This window comes from Serratia sp. BNK-12 (assembly GCF_047456085.1).
Taxonomy (GTDB): domain Bacteria; phylum Pseudomonadota; class Gammaproteobacteria; order Enterobacterales; family Enterobacteriaceae; genus Serratia; species Serratia liquefaciens.
On the sequence record NZ_CP179896.1, the window covers coordinates 4636184 to 4654784 of the forward strand.

General features: G+C 49.6%; 12 protein-coding genes, 1 tRNA gene and 2 pseudogenes. 5 read left to right on the top strand and 10 right to left on the bottom strand.

Translation table 11 applies throughout. The features are described from left to right. Positions 1 to 3: 3 nt before the first annotated feature. On the bottom strand, positions 4 to 1173 hold the full coding sequence (locus tag ACMGG1_RS21635) for an MFS transporter (protein WP_130016126.1): 1170 nt from the start codon (positions 1171 to 1173) through the stop codon (positions 4 to 6). Positions 1174 to 1277: 104 nt separating this feature from the next. Here ACMGG1_RS21635 and ACMGG1_RS21640 point away from each other — a divergent pair, with 104 nt between their 5' ends. After that, complete coding sequence (locus tag ACMGG1_RS21640) at positions 1278 to 2045, top strand: AraC family transcriptional regulator (RefSeq protein WP_128865527.1); 768 nt, start codon at positions 1278 to 1280, stop codon at positions 2043 to 2045. Here the strand turns inward: ACMGG1_RS21640 and ACMGG1_RS21645 are convergent. Continuing rightward, positions 2042 to 3076, bottom strand: coding sequence for a LacI family DNA-binding transcriptional regulator (locus ACMGG1_RS21645; protein ID WP_122080574.1), 1035 nt, complete (start codon positions 3074 to 3076; stop codon positions 2042 to 2044). The two genes, ACMGG1_RS21640 and ACMGG1_RS21645, sit on opposite strands and share 4 nt — an antisense overlap. Positions 3077 to 3359: 283 nt before the next feature. Here ACMGG1_RS21645 and ascF point away from each other — a divergent pair, with 283 nt between their 5' ends. Both ascF and ACMGG1_RS21655 read left to right on the top strand, forming a co-directional pair. Continuing rightward, positions 3360 to 4802 (top strand): PTS cellobiose/arbutin/salicin transporter subunit IIBC, encoded by a 1443-nt coding sequence (ascF, locus tag ACMGG1_RS21650; RefSeq protein WP_414161010.1) that lies wholly within the window; start codon positions 3360 to 3362, stop codon positions 4800 to 4802. Positions 4803 to 5024: 222 nt separating this feature from the next. After that, positions 5025 to 6455, top strand: a complete 1431-nt coding sequence (locus tag ACMGG1_RS21655; protein WP_414161011.1) for a 6-phospho-beta-glucosidase — start codon at positions 5025 to 5027, stop codon at positions 6453 to 6455. Between the two features lie 42 nt (positions 6456 to 6497). Here the strand turns inward: ACMGG1_RS21655 and ACMGG1_RS21660 are convergent, their stop codons facing one another. Continuing rightward, a complete protein-coding gene (locus ACMGG1_RS21660; protein WP_308530106.1) occupies positions 6498 to 6956 on the bottom strand; it encodes a very short patch repair endonuclease in 459 nt (152 codons plus the stop codon). Positions 6957 to 7021: 65 nt separating this feature from the next. On the opposite strand from ACMGG1_RS21660, the gene ACMGG1_RS21665 reads away from it, so the two are divergent. Next, complete coding sequence (locus tag ACMGG1_RS21665) at positions 7022 to 8596, top strand: DNA cytosine methyltransferase (RefSeq protein WP_414161012.1); 1575 nt, start codon at positions 7022 to 7024, stop codon at positions 8594 to 8596. 91 nt (positions 8597 to 8687) lie between these two features. On the opposite strand, the gene ACMGG1_RS21670 is transcribed toward ACMGG1_RS21665, so the two are convergent. The 4 genes from ACMGG1_RS21670 to ACMGG1_RS21685 are packed head-to-tail and all read right to left on the bottom strand — an operon-like array spanning position 8688 to position 15932. Further along, the gene (locus tag ACMGG1_RS21670) at positions 8688 to 10751 is read right to left on the bottom strand and encodes an AIPR family protein (RefSeq protein WP_414161013.1); all 2064 of its coding nucleotides are present in this window, start codon (positions 10749 to 10751) and stop codon (positions 8688 to 8690) included. Next, positions 10744 to 11712, bottom strand: a complete 969-nt coding sequence (locus tag ACMGG1_RS21675; RefSeq protein ID WP_414161014.1) for a PD-(D/E)XK motif protein — start codon at positions 11710 to 11712, stop codon at positions 10744 to 10746. Before ACMGG1_RS21675 ends, ACMGG1_RS21670 begins: the two co-directional genes overlap by 8 nt. Next, positions 11702 to 14452 (bottom strand): Z1 domain-containing protein, encoded by a 2751-nt coding sequence (locus tag ACMGG1_RS21680; RefSeq protein ID WP_414161015.1) that lies wholly within the window; start codon positions 14450 to 14452, stop codon positions 11702 to 11704. The genes ACMGG1_RS21675 and ACMGG1_RS21680 overlap by 11 nt, the downstream gene beginning before the upstream one ends. After that, positions 14442 to 15932, bottom strand: coding sequence for an ATP-binding protein (locus tag ACMGG1_RS21685; protein ID WP_414161016.1), 1491 nt, complete (start codon positions 15930 to 15932; stop codon positions 14442 to 14444). The genes ACMGG1_RS21680 and ACMGG1_RS21685 overlap by 11 nt, the downstream gene beginning before the upstream one ends. Before the next feature lie 884 nt (positions 15933 to 16816). Here ACMGG1_RS21685 and ACMGG1_RS21690 point away from each other — a divergent pair. After that, a pseudogene (locus ACMGG1_RS21690) lies at positions 16817 to 17104 on the top strand (hypothetical protein); the annotation flags it as partial. A gap of 7 nt (positions 17105 to 17111) precedes the next feature. Here ACMGG1_RS21690 and ACMGG1_RS21695 read toward each other — a convergent pair. The 3 genes and pseudogenes from ACMGG1_RS21695 to ACMGG1_RS21705 all read right to left on the bottom strand — a co-directional run. Further along, a pseudogene (locus ACMGG1_RS21695) lies at positions 17112 to 17249 on the bottom strand (transposase); the annotation flags it as partial. 153 nt (positions 17250 to 17402) lie between these two features. After that, positions 17403 to 18038 (bottom strand): carbonic anhydrase, encoded by a 636-nt coding sequence (locus tag ACMGG1_RS21700; RefSeq protein ID WP_020825036.1) that lies wholly within the window; start codon positions 18036 to 18038, stop codon positions 17403 to 17405. Between the two features lie 240 nt (positions 18039 to 18278). Then, positions 18279 to 18363, bottom strand: a tRNA-Leu gene (locus ACMGG1_RS21705). Positions 18364 to 18601: the final 238 nt, after the last annotated feature.

Below are 18601 nucleotides of genomic sequence, written 5' to 3' on the forward strand. Positions count from 1 at the left end.
GGGTTACGCCTGCTCGCTGTTGCGTTTACCCAATGCGACGGTGCGTTCGCCGCGCACGACGGTCCACGCCAGCAGCAGCGCGCAGGCGCTGCTCGCCATCAGCACGATGCCCGGCCGCTGCGCCATCCCGGCTAGCACCAGCCCCGCCGCCAGCATCAGGTAATACATCAGGCCAAGAATTGCGCCCGCTGTCCCCATGCAATCCTTATAATTCCGCAGTGCCCGCGCCAGAATATTGGGGATCGCGATGCCGTACGCCATCACCACCAGCATCATCGGCAGCACGAACCACAGCTTATCTTCCAACAGGAACACCAGGCCGCCGCCGATCAGCGCCAATACGCAGGCCAGCATCAGCAGCGGTGTAAACAGCCACTGTTTGGCGATGAGAAACTTGTTGATTGCCGCGCCGATCCCAACGCCGGCGGCCAGCACCAACCCGGTATAGCCAAACCACTGCGGCGGAATGCCCAGCGCTTCAAACCGAAACGGCGCCAGTTGGTAATAGCTGAACATACAGACGTTGAACAGGGCCACCAGCCATGCGCTGCGCCAGATATCGCCGTCTTTCGCCATGCGGCCTAACGTACCGAAGAAAGAACTTTTCACCACCTGCGCCGGGCGCGTTTCCGGCAACTGCCATGCGGCATAGGCCAGCAGCAAGGCGGCCAACGCCGCCAGCCCGGCGAACACCCCCTGATAACCCCAGTAATGGGTCAACAGGGCGCCGCTCAGCACCCCCACCGCGGGGCTGACCGCCATTGCAATCCCCATCACGGAAAACACGCGCGCCAGCTCATAGCCGTCGAACCGGTCGCGAATGGCGGTCTGAGTGCCTACGGAGCCCACCGCCGCGCCAAACGCCGCCAACACCCTTGCCGCCAACAACAAGGTAAAGCCAGTGCTGAAGATGGCGATGATCGACGCCAGCAGATACAGCGCCAGACCGGCCAAAATGGTGGGGCGCCGGCCGATCACGTCACACAAACGGCCCCAAACGACGACCCCGAATGCAAAAGCGAAAAAGTAACAGGACAGGGTTTGCGCCGCGGCCTGCGCGCTGACGTGAAAACCGTCGGCAATATGCGTGAGCGCCGGGCTATAGATCGTTTCCACAATCTGGGGAAACATCATCATCAGTGTCGCCAGGGTAAGGGTCAGTCTGCGTTGCATGGTACATCCCGTCTCCAAAAAGAAAGTAGGCCACAAAGTAGCACCTTCCCCACCCTGACCATTACAATATAAAAGACAAAAAACTTATAAAATCGGACACATTTATGGCATGGCTCAGCGCACAGGACGAATTTGATCCCGATGCTATCAACAATAGCGTGTTAGGCATTGCGGCCGAGCTGGCGCAGCATGATTCCGGGCCGCACTGGCACCACATGGGGCAGTTGCTGTTCAGCCAGCGGGGCTGTATGCGCATCACGCTCAATGAAAGCATTTGCCTCCTGCCGCCGGCACGCATTGCCTGGATCCCTCCCAAGGTGGTGCACCGCGTTCAGGTTACCGGCGTGGCGGGCTATCGCTCGGTTTATCTCGACAACCAGCGCTACCCTGGCCTTTCGCCCCATCTGGAAGTGCTGTCGGCCTCTTCTTTGCTGCGGGAAGTGCTGGAGCGGATCGCCATCGCCGACTTTGCTACCCAGTGGGAAAGCGGCCCCAGCGCCAATATTCTTGCCGTATGCCTGGACGAAATACGGCATGCGCAGCGCGAACCGACCTTATTGCCGCTGCCCAAGGACCGCCGCTTACGGCAATTGGCCGGCATGGAGGAAGTGCCACCGCTCAATGAGCTGGCGCGCTACAGTGGCGCTTCGGAGAAAACCATCAGCCGCATCTTTCGCAAGGAGACCGGATTGAGCTACCAGCAGTGGCGCCAGCAATGGCGTTTGATCAAAGCCATCGAGCTGCTGGCGGAGGGATACGGCCTGTCAGATATCGCCGGTAAGCTCGAATTCTCCAGCGACAGCGCCTTCTCAACCTTCTTTAAAAATATGACCGGCAGCTCGCCGCGCGCCTATATGCTGATCCGCCGTTAACGGTCCGCCTTCTCTGCCGACAAATAAGGCCCCGCCGCTACCGAATCGCGCAGGATCAGGCTGGCCGGGAAGGTGGGGCGCTTGCTCAGCTCGCCGCCGTCCAGCATCGACACCAGCCGATTGATGGTTTCCTTGATCATGTCGGTCACCGGCATTTTCATACTGGAGAGCGAAGGGATGGTATAAGGTGCCAGCGGGATGTCATCAAAACCAATCACCGAAACGGCGGACGGCACCGGAATTTGGCGCTCCGTCAACCGCTTGATAGCGCCGATAGCCATCTCGTCGTTGCTGGCGACAATGGCGCTGAAAGCGCTGCCGCTGGCCACCAGCGTATCGACCGCCGCCATGCCGCTTTGCGCATTCCACTTCCCCTCGACAATCAGGGCGCTATTGACGGCAATACCCTGCTCCGCCAACGCGGCTTTATAGCCGGAAAGCCGCTCCAGCCCGGTGGGCGAATCCAGCGAACCGGTGATGAAAGCGATATCGCGGTGCCCCTGTTCGATCAGGTGCCCCACCGCCGCCGCGCTGGTGGCGTGCTGATCGCTGAAGATGCAGTAGCTGTCGTTCAGCCTTAACCGACGGTTGATCACCAGGATCGGCTGTTTGTGCTGGGAAATGATCTCGTCCATTTCCGCAATCGACAGAAAGCGTGGGTAGATGATCACGCCGTCGCAGCGCAGGTCCAACAGGAATTGAATGGCGGCCTTTTCTTCTTCGGCGGTGTGCTTGCCGTCCGCCAGGATCAGTTGGCGGCCGTGCTCTTCCATGATGCGCGCCGACTGGAACATCAGCTCGCTGAAATAGTTGCCGCTGTACAGCGTGTTGGTGACCACCAGCCCGATGGTCTGAGTGGTTTTGGTGGCGAGGTTGCGCGCCAGCAGATTGGGCCGATAGCCGGTCTCGGCGATGGCTTTCTCTACCCGTTCGCGCTTCTCCGGGCCCACATAGCCGCTGCCGGATAACACGCGGGACACCGTCGCTTTCGAAACGCCGGCCCTTTTTGCCACCTCAAGTATTGTTGCCATCTCTGCGCCGTCAAAATCCAGGGTTCCGCGCAGTCTACCCAAGACGCCCCGCCTTTGGAATGTTTTCGCGCCTGCCGTTGCCGCCCTCCCCAGCCTTAAAGTGACTGGCTTCACGAAATTAAAAACCAAAAAATCATAATTCTTGCCAGAGTTAAAACAGATCATCATGATTTTGTGAAACCGGTTTCTTGTGGGCGTTTCATTAAGATGGAACGGCGGATCGCCCAGGCAGTAAAAGTGAGCCTTTGGGCAATCCGAATTCATATCTTAGAGACGATATTCCATGCCGAAGAACTACACAGAGATCTCGCACGCCATCGTGGATGCGTTGGGCGGCCGCGCGAACGTCGAAGCCGTTACGCACTGCATGACCCGCCTGCGATTCGTGGTGAAAGACAAGGCGCTGATCGACACGCCAAGACTCAAAGCGATTAGCGGCGTGATGGGCGTGGTGCACAGCGGCGAGCAGTGCCAGGTGATCATCGGCAACGAAGTGTCGAAAGCCTATCAGGCGGTGCTGGCGCTCGGCATGCCGGGTAACGCCCCCGCGGCCGCACCGGCAAAGCGCAAAATCACCCTGAAAGGCATTGGCGCCGGCATTCTCGATGCGCTGGTCGGCACCATGTCGCCGCTGATCCCGGCCATTATCGGCGGTTCGATGGTGAAGCTGCTGGCGATGATGCTGGATATGGCTGGCCTGTTCGACAAAGGCTCGTCGACGCTGATCATCCTCAACGTGATTGGCGACGGCGCGTTCTTCTTCCTGCCGGTGATGGTCGCCGCGTCGGCCGCCCTTAAATTCAAAACCAACATGTCGCTGGCGATCGCCATTGCCGGTGTGCTGTTGCACCCTAATTTTATCGACTTAATGGCCAAGGCGGCGCAGGGCCAGGCGGTGGAGTTCGCCTACATTCCGGTGACGGCGGTGAAATACACCTACACGGTGATCCCGGCGCTGGTGATGACCTGGATCCTGTCGTATATCGAACGATGGGTCGATCGCATCACCCCGGCGGTGACCAAGAACTTCCTTAAGCCGATGCTGATTGTGCTGATCGCCGCGCCGATCGCCATTGTGTTGATCGGCCCGCTGGGCATCTGGCTCGGCAGCGGTATCTCGGCGCTGGTGTACACCGTGCATGGCTATTTGGGCTGGCTTTCCGTCGCCATTATGGGGGCGATCTGGCCGCTGCTGGTGATGACCGGCATGCACCGCGTCTTCACCCCGACCATCATTCAGACCATCGCCGAAACCGGCAAAGAGGGCATGGTGATGCCTTCGGAGATTGGCGCCAACCTGTCGCTCGGCGGCTCTTCGCTGGCGGTGGCATTCAAAACCAAGAACCGCGAGCTGCGCCAGACCGCCTTGGCCGCCGCCGCTTCCGCCATTGTGGCGGGCATTTCCGAACCGGCGCTGTACGGCGTGGCGGTGCGGCTCAAACGCCCATTAATCGCCAGCCTGATCAGCGGCTTTATCTGCGGCGCCGTCGCCGGCATTGGCGGATTAGCCAGCCATTCGATGGCTTCGCCCGGCCTGTTCACCAGCGTGCAGTTCTTTGACCCGTCGAACCCGATGAGCATTGTCTGGGTCGGCGGCGTGATGGTGCTTTCCGTGGTGTTGTCTTTCGTGCTCACGCTGCTGTTGGGCTTTGAAGACATTCCGGAAAGCGAAGAGGCCCCAACGACAACCGCGCCTGCGGCCAATACCGCTAACGCTATCCATTAAAACACTATTTTTTACCCTACATAATTGGTGTTGCATCACGGCGGCAAGGCCGTACATCCCCAGGAGCTTAGTCAGCTAAGTGACTGGGGTGTGCGACAAATCTGTCAGGAACAGATTTGAACGCTGCTTGCAGCGGCCCCGAAGGGGCAAGACCCACGGATGGGTCTTGAAACGCAGCCAACACAGATGCAACTTCAAGTATGACGGGTAATTGAGGATTGCATGTCTGATTCAACTTTCCCGCAAGGGTTTTTATGGGGCGGCGCCTTGGCCGCCAACCAGTCGGAAGGGGGCTATCGCGAGGGTGGCAAAGGGCTGACCACGGTTGACATGATCCCGCATGGCCCCAACCGCATGCCGGTAAAGCTTGGCCTGGAGAAGCGCTTTACCCTGCGCGAAGACGAGTTTTACCCCAGCCACGACGCGATTGATTTTTACCACCGCTACCGCGATGACATCGCGCTGATGGCGGAGATGGGCTTTAGCGTGTTCCGCACCTCCATCGCCTGGAGCCGGATTTACCCGAACGGCGACGAGCTGACGCCCAACCCGGAAGGCATCGCCTTCTACCGCAGCCTGTTCGAAGAGTGCCGCAAATACGGCATCGAACCGCTGGTGACGCTGTGCCATTTCGACGTGCCGATGCACCTGGTGACCGAATACGGCTCCTGGCGCAGCCGCAAAATGGTGGAGTTTTTCACCCGCTATGCCCGCACCTGCTTTGAAGCCTTCGACGGGCTGGTGAAGTATTGGCTCACCTTCAACGAAATCAACATTGTGCTGCACAGCCCGTTCTCCGGCGCAGGATTAGTGTTTGAGACGGGCGAGAACCCCGAGCAGGTAAAATACCAGGCCGTACACCACGAACTGGTGGCCAGTGCGCTGGCAACCCGCATCGCCCACGAGGTGAACCCCGCCAACCAGGTGGGCTGCATGCTGGCCGGCGGCAATTTCTACCCCTGGTCCAGCAAGCCGGAAGACGTGTGGGCCGCGCTGGAGAAAGACCGCGAGAACCTGTTCTTTATCGACGTGCAGGCCCGCGGCTCCTACCCTTCTTACTCTGCCCGGGTGTTCCGTGAGAAAGGCGTAAGCATCGTAATGGAGGAAGGCGACGCCGAGATCCTGAAGAACACCGTCGATTTTGTCTCCTTCAGCTATTACGCCTCGCGCTGCGCGTCTGCCGATATGAACGACAACAACAGCAGCGCCGCCAACGTGGTGAAATCCCTGACCAACCCGCATATCCCGCGCAGCGACTGGGGCTGGGGCATCGACCCGTTGGGTTTGCGCATCACCATGAACATGATGTACGACCGCTACCAAAAGCCGCTGTTCCTGGTGGAAAACGGCCTGGGCGCGCATGACGAGTTCAACGCTGACGGCGAGATAGCCGACGATTACCGCATCAGCTACCTGCGGGAACACATCCGCGCCATGGCCGACGCCATCGCCGACGGCGTGCCGGTGATGGGCTACACCACCTGGGGCTGCATTGATCTGGTGGCGGCATCGACCGGAGAAATGAGCAAACGCTACGGCCTGGTTTACGTCGACCGCGACGACAACGGCAACGGTACCCTCGCCCGCACGCGCAAGAAATCCTTCTGGTGGTACAAGCAGGTGATTGCCAGTAATGGGGGGGATTTGGGGTAATGGGGGGACATTGACGAAACACTAAAGGAGTTTGTCGCCTGGCTATGCATCCCCACTGCAAATATAGTCAGGCCAACTTAGAGTTTGAATATTGCTCTTGATCATCTCTGGTAACCAGCTTAAAGAATTTTCCCCCTTCTTTCTAAAACCACACTCCCATAATTCGAATACTCGCCACCCCGCTTCCAGCAATTGCATCTTGACGCGGATATCACGTTGTTTATTCGATGCAAGTTTTTTAATCCAAAACTCAGGACGGGTTGATGGAGTAGTAGCATAACGGCATCCTTCATGTCGATGCCAGAAGCAACCATGCACTAAGATGCACAGTTTATACTTGGGAAGAACAATATCTGGCTTGCCGGGTAAGTCCGCAATGTGCAGTCTGAACCGGAACCCTTGTTCATGAAGGTACTTACGCACGAGTATTTCTGGCTGCGTATTCTTGCTTTTGATGCCTGACATCATTCTAGATCGTGTTTTAGGGTCAACAATATCCATGATGCTTCCTGTTTGCGTCTCTTCCTGGTATCCTGGCTACCTGACTAAAATCACAAATAGAACTCATGAGTACAATTTCGTTACCGATACCAATTGTTGACCTTTTTGCAGGACCTGGTGGGCTAGGTGAAGGCTTCTCTGCGCTGAACAATGGTGAGACCTTCCAGATAGCGGTCTCAGCCGAGAAAGATCCTATTGCTCACAAAACTCTCCGTCTCCGCGCCTTCTTCCGACTTCTCTGTAGTAGTAAACCAGAGAAGCTGGATGACTACTATCGCTTCTGCAATGGTCAAACAGAGGAACCTTATAGCGCTGAGACCGAAGAGCTTTGGAATAAAGCAGGTGAAGAAGCCATGTGCATAGAAATCGGCAGCGTCGATGGAAATGCTACTCTTGATGCTTCAATTAAAACAGCATTAGATAAACGTTCCCCTGAAGAGCCCTGGGTGCTAATTGGTGGGCCACCTTGTCAAGCGTATTCACTGGTAGGTAGAGCCAGAAACAAGGGTAAAGCTGACTACAAAGCAGAAGATGATCATCGCCATTTTCTCTATCGCGAATACCTGAGGATCATACAAAACTACCAACCTGATATTTTTGTCATGGAGAATGTCAAAGGAATTCTCTCGTCGACTATCAACGGTCAAAAAATATTCCATGAGATCCTCAAAGATCTTGCCAATCCAAATGCTGCCTTGGGAGCAGCGAAAAAAGGTCAGCGCTATCACATAGTGTCACTTGTCAGTGATCAAGTATTTAGTGATGGTGATGATCCAAACCAGCTGGATCTATCGAAATATATCATTCGTGCTGAAGACTTTGGCATACCGCAGGCTCGCCATAGAGTCATATTGTTAGGGATTCGAGAAGATCGCTATCAAGGTAAGTTGCCCAAGTTGTCCTACCAAAACTCAGTATCAGTCAAAGATACTATTGGAGGTCTCCCTGCTTTGAGAAGTTTGTTAAGCAAAGAAAAGGACTCCAATACTTTATGGGCAGAGTTGGTTGGCAAGGAACTGCAAACACTGACAGAAGTCGCGTCGACATCTGACGGTACCGTAAAAGATTTAGCCCCATATCTGCAAAAAACCTCTGCCAGTATAGGTTGCGTCCTAGCAACAGGAAGTACAAGGCTGCCTAAAAAAACCGGTGTTTCTGGACAAACAGGACACGAATACCTTAATGAATGGCTATTAGACGATCGCTTAAATGTCTGGCTTAACCATGAAACTCGTGGCCATCGTATCGACGATCTGGGACGTTACGGTTATGCCGCAACCTTCGCTTCTGTCTACAACCGATCGCCCAAGGGACATAAGGAATTTAATTTGCCAGGGCTAGCCCCTGCCCATAAGAACTGGGAGTCAGGCAAGTTTTCGGACAGATTTAGAGTACAAATCAAAGATCATCCGTCGACAACGATTACTAGCCACATATCCAAGGATGGACACTATTTCATCCATTATGACCCGGTACAGTGCAGAAGTTTGACAGTACGAGAAGCTGCTCGATTACAGACTTTCCCAGACAACTACTTTTTCCAGGGTGGTCGTACCCAACAGTACCACCAAGTTGGGAATGCAGTGCCACCACTTTTGGCGAATCAAATTGCTGGAATCGTAGCCAAGATTTTGGCATAGAAGCTCCAAGACTAACCTCCAGCATTCTAGACAATTTACATATCGGCCACTACCTTAGTAAACAGCTTGCAATGGCCATAACCAATCAATCTTAATATTCGATTTTCAACCGTTCTAGCAAATATTTAAGAGCGGTTTTCTCCCCTTTGGATAGACTTAAATTACCCGCAGCAACCTTGGTTAAGGCACTTATGTTTTTTGGAGATGCAGCACCAATTTTATTAGCCTGAATGATGATGTCATTCGCTCGATGTACCAAACCAGTTACCTTAATATCGAAGTCAATATCTAATCGCCTAGCTGTTTCACGACTGCCTTGTCTTGTTTCATCATTGTAATCTTCAATAGAGATGCCGAACTGAAGAATAGAGTCGTCCGGTGAACCGATTTTTCCCTTCACATACAATTCCCAGCAAAAGTCTCGTTTTGCAAATTCCGATATGTTCCTGACGTTGTCAGGGGGAGATCTCAAAATTTTTGCAACCAGGCTCGCTTCTTTAAGCATCCAGCCAAGCAATGAGATTGGGATACTTTGTTCTCGCCATATCCGATCTAGATCTATCTGTTGGCTTCTTATACGAAACTCATTCGCACAGGCTGCGATCGTATATGTGACTATTTGGGCTTTGTAACCCCTATCCATTAGATACCACGATGACTTCTGAATGGCCTCATCAAGACCGATGAATAGTAATGCTTTAGCCATTGCTCTGCGAAACCATGTTTCACTAAGCAAGGTGCCTTCTCCAAGTTTCAAGAGTACCAATGTCGTATAGCGGTTGAAACATTTCTGAGCACCTTCACTAACGTAATGAGGGCACCCATCAAAAGACAATTCATACTTAGCTAGATCTGTCTTTGTCACGAGTCTTGTTTTCGGGTACATCAGCTCGAGTTTGTTGCGTTCAGACTTGGTTTTATAGGCAAAGAGGTTTTTGTATTGGCCTCTAGTACGCTCATAGAACCACTTACTAGTATGCAGCTCACCGGCTTTTTGTGGTACGGAGGTCTCTTTGGAAAAACGCTCAATTCGGATTTGTACTGGACTATTGGAGGCAAGATCAGCTAGAGAAACTTTATTTTGCGTGTTGGCGTACTCTGAAATTCGCGGAACGACATCAGCCAAACGCATTTCATCAACTACCGATAGCTTTACCTGAACATAAACATGGTCAAGCTTCTTACCTAAACCATCACGAGCATAGAGAAGTGATGCGGTGGTTTGCCCACCATTTACGATCTGGAAGTCCTTGATATGGGATATAGCCAATGCACCATTAGAAAGCCTTCGGGTTAGCACAGAAGATGCCGTTGCTGTAACGCCATTATTGTAGGCAAAGAACATACTTGGCTCATCTGCAATTGTGCGCAGGATACCTTTGTTGACACCAGTCTTCGCCTGAAGGTAAGTTCTGACGTTCTGCTCAAGTAAACGATTTCCAAAAGCTGCAAAAACCGCTGCTAACACCGAACCTGGGATCGCAAAGAGATAGCTCTGATAGCTATCTGCACCAACCGAGGCTGGTAAACACTCGATAGCACCATCGAAATTTTCATCAAAATCAATCTCAACAGGTTCCCCGCCAGTTGAAGAAATCCTTGAGTAGCGTTCTAAGTCAAGGACATTGATATGCATGGTAATGCCATCAAGAGCTTTCGTTTCAAAGATGCTTTTGCGGATACGCAAATGACCGTTAGTAAAAATTATGACACGAAGTCGCTTAATTCTCGTGCTGTATTGCTGAATAAGTAAAGCGAGTTGATAAGCAGGGCTAGCCTCTTCTAAGCTATCAAGAAATTTTCGACTTGTTGCAGCCTTGAAAAATCGCTCAACACCATCGACAGCACGCTCAATGTCACGGCTGTTGATTGCAGGTAGTTCTTCTACTTGGCGGTAGTCACAAACTGCCAAGTAGAGATCTCCAGACTCACTGGCTTCACTTTCTAGTATATCCAGTGCGTACCCATCAACACGGTATCCACCCAGTCCCTCCCTAAGAACTGGGCAATACTCCATATCTGGTGTATCTCCATTCTCTGCAGCAAGCGACGAGTAGATTCGAAAAAATTCCGTAATCTGAAGCTCATGATTCGCAATGCTACCAACGCAAACCTCTTTATGCAGATACAGGTATTCCTCCTGAAGTTCAACCATTTATCAGGACCTCTAATTCCGATGAAGCTATCAGGAAATCATTTATGCTTTCACAGTCGATATCATACCTAGCCTTGGCTATCCCTCGAGGAACATTACTTGGCACTAATCGCGGGAAATTCCCATCAACTCGATAGATGCTCAATCCTTCAGGCTTGAATGTCTCAGAAGCATAACTAGCATCTGGATCATATCCTGCAATAATCAACTTACGCTGGAATTCTATAAAACCGTGGCTACACGTTGCTAGCCGAGTGGAAATAGTCGAAGACAAGGATGCTAAACTTAATCCTTTACTCGATGGACTAAATCGATTGACTGTTATAAACAAATTTCGGCCATCCCAGTCCAATTGATCCAAGGATGAGATTTTCAATGACTGACGCTGAGTTGAAAGCTGCGCTTTCACTTCGACGCGTACATTGTTCAAACCTATATCATTAGTATCGCCCTCGGGACCACGCCATCCTCGTATGGCCAATGGAGCATCGACACCACACTCGTCGATTACCCAAATCAACATACTCAGTTCACCGAGAAGGCCCAGTCTCTCCTTGAACGATAGCTCATGAGTGCGTCGTCGACGCAGTAACTCTGCCCAGCGATTTAGACGTACCACAAATGTTTGGACCGCACCTTCCGCTGTTTGCGCTACTGACGACGCCTCTGCAAGATCAATACAGATAACCGAAAAGAGATCGGTTAGTCCACGATCTGTTAATCGCAAAGTCAGACGATGAATAAACGAATCATCTCCCAATTGTGCGACCATGTTCTCGAATTCAGGAAGCTCATCCACATCAAAGCTCACCTTAGAAGACTCCAAAGTAAACTCACGTTCTCCCGCAATTGAAAAACCAATAAACATGTCAAGCAGGTGATCTGGACAGACACGATAACGCCCGGCACCATGCCCTCGTTCTGATATTTCGTCCCACTTTCCGGTAAAATCACTGTTCATCGAATATATCCTCATCACTCTGCGCTTCTTCGAGTTGTCTCTCCAACAACTGAGCCATCCGAACGGAAATTGCATATTCGCGTGGTTGAGGCTGAATACTAGTATTTGGGAAAGCCAAACTTACCGTTACAACAGGAAATTTCTCATTGAATTCAAGCGATTTACTATTTCCATGCTTATCGTCAAGCTTGAAATTGAACAGATGAATCACAAGTAAAGGGCGCTCTCTGGCAAGCAAGCACGCCTTCTCGGGACTGAGTTTTGGATTATCCTCTCTAATTTTTTTGATTTTCTCATCCAATTTAGCTCTACACTCACCATACTTAAGATCATTTGGTGCGGCGTCTGCAACTACGTTTTTCTCAGTAATTTTTACAACATCAGGATCATCAGATTTAGGAAAACCGCTATGGCGATTACGACAGAAGACACCATCTGCCCCATCAATTGCGAGGGGGAAATCGAATGAACCTTTTCTTCTAAATGGAATCGCAATATCCCAAGTGGAAAGTTCGACTGCAGACCGATCAGAAATGTAGTCCAAAGCCAAACTCCTTTCTTCATTTCCTAAAGCAAACTCAAGCTGAGGCAATTTAAAATTCTGAAGCAGTTCCTTTACAACCGATACTCGGACACCCGACCAAACAAACGCGGACTCATCTCTAACACGTTTATCTGAAAAGCTTGTATTTAGAATTGTTACCAATGAATTGACAGCATCGAGATGTTTACCATTTACATCATCTTTATTGAACAACTCATATGCTTGAAGATGGCGAGCTGATAAATCCAATGCAATCAGAAGAGGTTTAGCTGCTCGCATTTTATTCGCAGCAGTGATAGCTATACCAGTAGGACTTTGGCGAACTTTAAGGCTAAATTGATCTGGGGTATGCCCCATCCTTTCCATCCGAACAAGATCATCCCGCAGTTCCTCAACAGAGTCACTAACCTCGCGGAAATGATCTAACATATCTCTAGTTGCATGGATCCGACATAACTTTTCATACCCCGGACGATAACCAAACCATCGCCCCATCTGAAGAAGAGTATCAGCAGCCCCGACATTGCGAAGAACATATGAAATCGCAAGCCCCTCAAGTGTAAGACCACGTGAAAGAGCCAATCCCCCTACAGCTATTATATGAAGCCCTAGGTCAGGAGCCTTAGTATAGTCCAATCCTCCCCCACGCATATTAACCAGACGAACTTCAACCGACGAGATAGCTTGTTTCAGAACCTCTCGTACTTCATCCCAAGTAAACTCAGAATATTTCTCATATTCCTTCCGCCAAACCTCATTTAAACAACTAAGGATTTCGGATCGTTCCCAAGTTGAACTTGCTCCCCATACATCAGCAGCAGCTTTCAGATCTTGGAGTAAACGATAGATTTCGTCATGCACTTGCTGCTGAATAGCATTAAATCTGCTTACATTCGCCAACATAGAGGAGTGGCGATCCCCTTCCCCTGCAAGAGTACGGAGACACCTGAACAAGGCATATTCGAAAACAGCATTCTTAAGGCTTTGCGGCAACTCTTTGACTTTATCTCCTGATTTATGATTGAGGCGGAGGAGATCTTTATAATCATCCGGAATAGGCCTTACACAGATATCGTAAAACTCACCTTTTTCAGAAAACAGTTTATCTGCTCCGATGTAGTTTTCTGGCGGCTCCAATGACTTGATGAAATGCTCAGGGAATAAATCATTTTTGAGCATTTCATCATTTGTATCTGGATCAATGAAAATATTCGCGAAAGGTGTTGCTGTATATCCTACGTACGATGAGCGTCGAGAACAGTCTAAAAGCTCCCGAATACGAGCATTGATTCGTGTAGTTACCCCAGGATCCTTAGCTGTATTGATTGAGGCATTATCCGCCTCATCATCAATTAACAACATTGGCCCCTCAAGCTGGCCCCCTTGGCGAAGCCCTCTCAGCCAACCAGCAAGTTGCTCAAGAACTTTCTCATTTTTTTTTGTCACAAATAATATTGGGTCAGCAAAGTTACCTTCGGCAGCTACTATTCCCGTGGCCTTCCCAACATTAAAATCGGAAACTTGCGTTGTTCCGCAATATGGATGACGAAGCTCAGAGCTTTCGCCCTCAATACCTTTGAAAGAGTAAGAAACCGGATATATAACAGATGTTACTGAGTCTCCAAGAGAAGATTTTCCTACAAAAGTCTGATCAAGCCTAACTTGTGTTTGATATCTGAGTGAATTGGTAAGTCCAGCCAAAACAATAATTACTCTGTAACCAGCATCAGCAGCTTTAGCAATAAGTGCCGAATAATTGGTTGTCTTACCAGATTGTACATGTCCCATGACAAGACCCCGGCGACGCCATGATTTTATCTCTTGAGGATCGCCAAGAAAGCCTATAATTTCATTTGTAACATTATCTACAGACCCAACAACTTGGACCGGAAGAATTGAATGATCTAACCAATATTTCTGTAATCTACGCCAGAAGTAGAAATTTATCTCTCCTTTACGCTTCGGATACCACTCCTCAAAGTCGGTTTTCAATACATGACCATCACTCTGATTAGTTCCATAGAAAGTCTCAAGGTGTCTAACCAACCGGTCAGCTAACTCCTCCCCAAGAATTTTTGAAATTCCTGATTTATCTCTCACATAATCATCGAGAAATCCTTTAGGTACAGGAATTCGTCCTTTTAAAACCTTATCTATCTCTGTACGAATAAAACTAAGCGCCGCATCAAAATCCATTTTTCATCCCCCACTTTTTGACGGTAATCTTTCGGACATAGCTTTGTGTGTATATCCATTGGCTTGTAAATGGCTCCACATCCCTGATGAAATCAAGAAAAGCGTCAACTTCAAGTATCCCTTCATTTCCTTGAATAAAATTGATGACACACTGATCAACAAGAGATTCAAATTCTTCAGTAGAAGTTGGACATTGATTAACACCTGAACTGTTAGCATCAGCAATAAATCTGTCTGTTGGAAAATAAGACTCCAGTAGCCGAAGTACGGCATCAGCATTACTTGAGACAGACTCCATACCCAATAGGCTCGCTACGATAGGGTGTTCTCGATTTACTCGATAATGAATCTGGCCATGTTTGATATAACGGAGCCAGACAGACTGGACTTTCGGGATGTCTAGAGAAACACCTTTTTTACGGTGTACAGAGAATGAGCGTAGATTGAAACGTTTGACAACGTCTTGAAGACGGCGTTTAAGAGCAACCGGAAGTTGAGCATCCGATTTATCTACAGTGATTCGCCATTCAGCATCAGCAGTATTTGGAATATCGACTTTGATCCTGGTCAACTGAGAGAGTTCACCGTGTGGAACCAACCGGAACCAAGTCCCAAAGATGATTAATCGCTTGTTTCGATATACATAAAATCCTTGATTACGAACCATTCCCTCAGAACCGCCAAGTATTACCTGCTCCTCAACAGTTAACTTTGAGAAATGCGGTAAAATATAGGGTTGAATACTAATTACAGCTCCGTTTGCTGTCTTAATAACCTCAGCATCTAAGGTCTGTGTAGCATTATGAGATATCATAAATGGATCGATTGAACGTAACTTGCGATTATTAACCGCGATTGTCAAACGCCTCTCTGCTTCCCCGGCAAGATATCGGTGAAATATCAATGAAAGCTGTTGATTGGAATGTGCAATGGCAAAAGTAAGAGAATCATCGAAAGAGGAATTGATTTCACTATCAAGCACACGATCGCAACGAGACCATATTACTTCAGTTCCTGATTTAGATGTACAGGGAACAGACAAAAGACTTTCTGCTTCTGCTCCTTCCATGATCTCCATTCCCCAATCGTCAATATCATCGATATCCCATCGAGCAGCACTAATAGCCCCATCACGCCAAGACACAACTGTGAGTATTCGTGCTTGCGAAAGAGATGCAGATTTCAACCCCCAACCAAATCTTCCAAGATCGTCCGGTTCCCTTACATCCTCTGGATTGGTGCTTGCGGGACGCATAGCCACTCTTAGCGTATCCAAACCCATACCAATCCCATTATCCCGAATCCTGACAACTACTTCTCTACCTATTTTCTCTAGTTCAAAATTGATATCAACCAGAGTAGCCTTAGCCTTGATACTATTATCAATCAGATCGGCAAGAGCTGCTGCAAGATCATAGTTGCCGAAACTTCGAGCAGTTACCATCAGATCCCTTGCTTGTGGGGGATTTGAAACCCTCATTTTCTTCTCCTCAACCCATTCTATACGCAAAAATCGCTATAAATTTTTATGGGCAAGTGATTTATAATGAAAATATAATTTCATGTGAAATTAATTAATTGCTATTAATCATGGTAGCTGCCTAAGCATCACTCACTTTATGAGTGCATCGGCTACAAGTAGTAATTACACAAGTGACGAAGAAAAACTCTCTATCTAGCCTCTAACAAAGACGACGTAACATGGCTATAACTACTTATTGGCAGCATGATCATTTCTATACCAAAAAAGCAGCTAGAAGTACTCCACGATATGAGCACATTCTGTACACACTTCACTTAAAGCAACCAACAAGATGCAAATAGGATAAGTCTTTATATAAAATTATCAATTAGAAAGCGCGCTAGTGAGATCCTAAGCATGCTGTTGCTACTAGCTACTGCCGGGGATCCCGTCATGGATAGTCATTTATAATAAAATTCAGTGAGATGAACAATAAAGCACAGATTCATAAAGTACTCGCAGACAAGGTAGTTCTGCACGTAAGAGTTTTATTTTTTATGCGGGTCCGATTCCAACAACAAATCCCTGTAAATGCATCCAGCCATATTTCATATGGATAGTAGCCAGAATATAGTCTATTTACTGCGGCAAAATCCGCAGTCAGGATTGGAACCCTGACTCCTTCATTACTGAAAAGGCTTGTGTTTTTTCAGCGCCTACGTGCACACTCAGTTCGGTGGCTCAGGCAGGACAACCGCAAGGTTGGCCGGTGATCAAAGGACCGGAGTTCCAAACCTGTCTGGGCCACCACCAAAGCTTGGAACTCTTTGGCATTGGTGATAACCATTCTTCAAGGAAATATCATCATGACCTGTACGAATTAAACTTCGACTGACAGCCCCATCGCCATTTTCCGCAATCTCATTGCCGACCTGCAATTCTGTAAACTCAACGGTATTCAGCTGTGCGATCTGAGCGCCGTCGCTTTGGAGTCTGCTGAAGGGCTCTGTCACAGCTTATTGTACCTGGCTGAATCACTTGAAAACGAAGAGCACATTTCAATAGACAATAAAGTGCAGGTAAGCGCCTGGCTCAAAGCCTCCGCACATGTACTCCCTGCCCTGTTAGAACTTAGTGAACAGGCAAACAACCACTTGTTGCGGATGCAAGAAAGCCGTGTTTATCAGTCAGAGTTGGTCCAGCCTTTTTACGCCACGTATAGAAAGTGGCATCCGAAATGCTCAGCTTGCGACAGACGTCCGGCACTGACGTACCCTGTTCAGCCTGCTTCAGGGTAAAAACAATCTTCTCTTCGGCGAATCGTGACTTTTTCATCGGCACATCCTCCGTTCAGGGGAGTCATTATCATGCCGGAATTCTGTTTCTGAATGGAGCAGGATTTTGGGTCAGGGTCAATTTAGATCTGCCCCTAAAAAAAATCCACGCCGAAACGTGGATTGAATTTCATAGCCAAGGCCTGGCATCGCTTTATTCGAAGTGAACTTCAGGGTTATCCGCCAGTGACACGAAATTCTTCGTATTTTTATCCAGCGTGCGGATCTCGCCACTTTCGATGTCGTACACCCAGCCGTGCAGACGCAGGCCGTTGTTGCGCAGGCCCACGGCAACGGACGGGTGAGTCTTAATGTTATTAAGCTGGGCGATAACGTTCTCTTCGACCATAGCGTTAACTTTGTCGATTTCGTTATCCCACGTTTTCTTCTCTACCACCGCTTTGGCGGCGTCAGCATAATGCAGCCAGTGGGCCACTGCCGGCATCGGATCAAGGCACTGGCAAGAAGCTATCGCCTTCATGGCACCACAGTTCGAGTGGCCGCAAATCACGATATCCGTGACGCCCAATGCCACAACCGCGTATTCGATGGTCGCCGACACCCCGCCCGGCTCCGGGCCAAAGGAAGGCACGATGTTGCCTGCGTTACGGATAACGAAAAGCTGCCCCGGATCTTGCTGTGTCACAAGCTCGGGTACCAGGCGGCTGTCAGAACACGAAATAAAAAGCGCTTTAGGGTTCTGGCTGGAGGCAAGGCTGCGGAAGAGTTCCTTACGCTGTGGGAAAATCTCTTTCTGGAAGCTGAGGAAACCTTCAATGATATGTTGCATAGCACGCTCTCTGAATCGGTAGTATCGATAACATGATAATCATCACTCCCGGTTAGTCCAGTAACTCTTGGATGGAAATGGGCGTTCAAGGAACTGCAGAACGTGCCTGCAAAAGTGGCAATGACCGGATGCGGCAATCTGTTAATGGATAAGTATGGGTGAGATAGGGAAAACTCGCGGGACTGGATTTCAGGCACAAAAAAACCACCTCTCGGTGGCTTCTTGTTCGCGCTGTACTAATGGTGCCGAAGGCCGGACTCGAACCGGCACGTATCTCTACGGTTGATTTTGAATCAACTGCGTCTACCGATTTCGCCACTTCGGCACTGCAAGTAGTATGCGGAAAACGGGTGCATTATACCTTTCAGCGATCCACGTGCAACACTTATCCGTTGTTCAATGAGTTAAGTGCTGAAAAAATCGTCGCCGCAGTCACGTTGGCTCGTTTTTTGGGCGAAGTAAGGCGTGTCGATTGGGGATAACGGTGGCAAACAGCACGGGCGCAGCGTGCAGCGTGCAGCGCCCCTACGGATAACATCGGGGATAGCTGTGGCAAACAACAC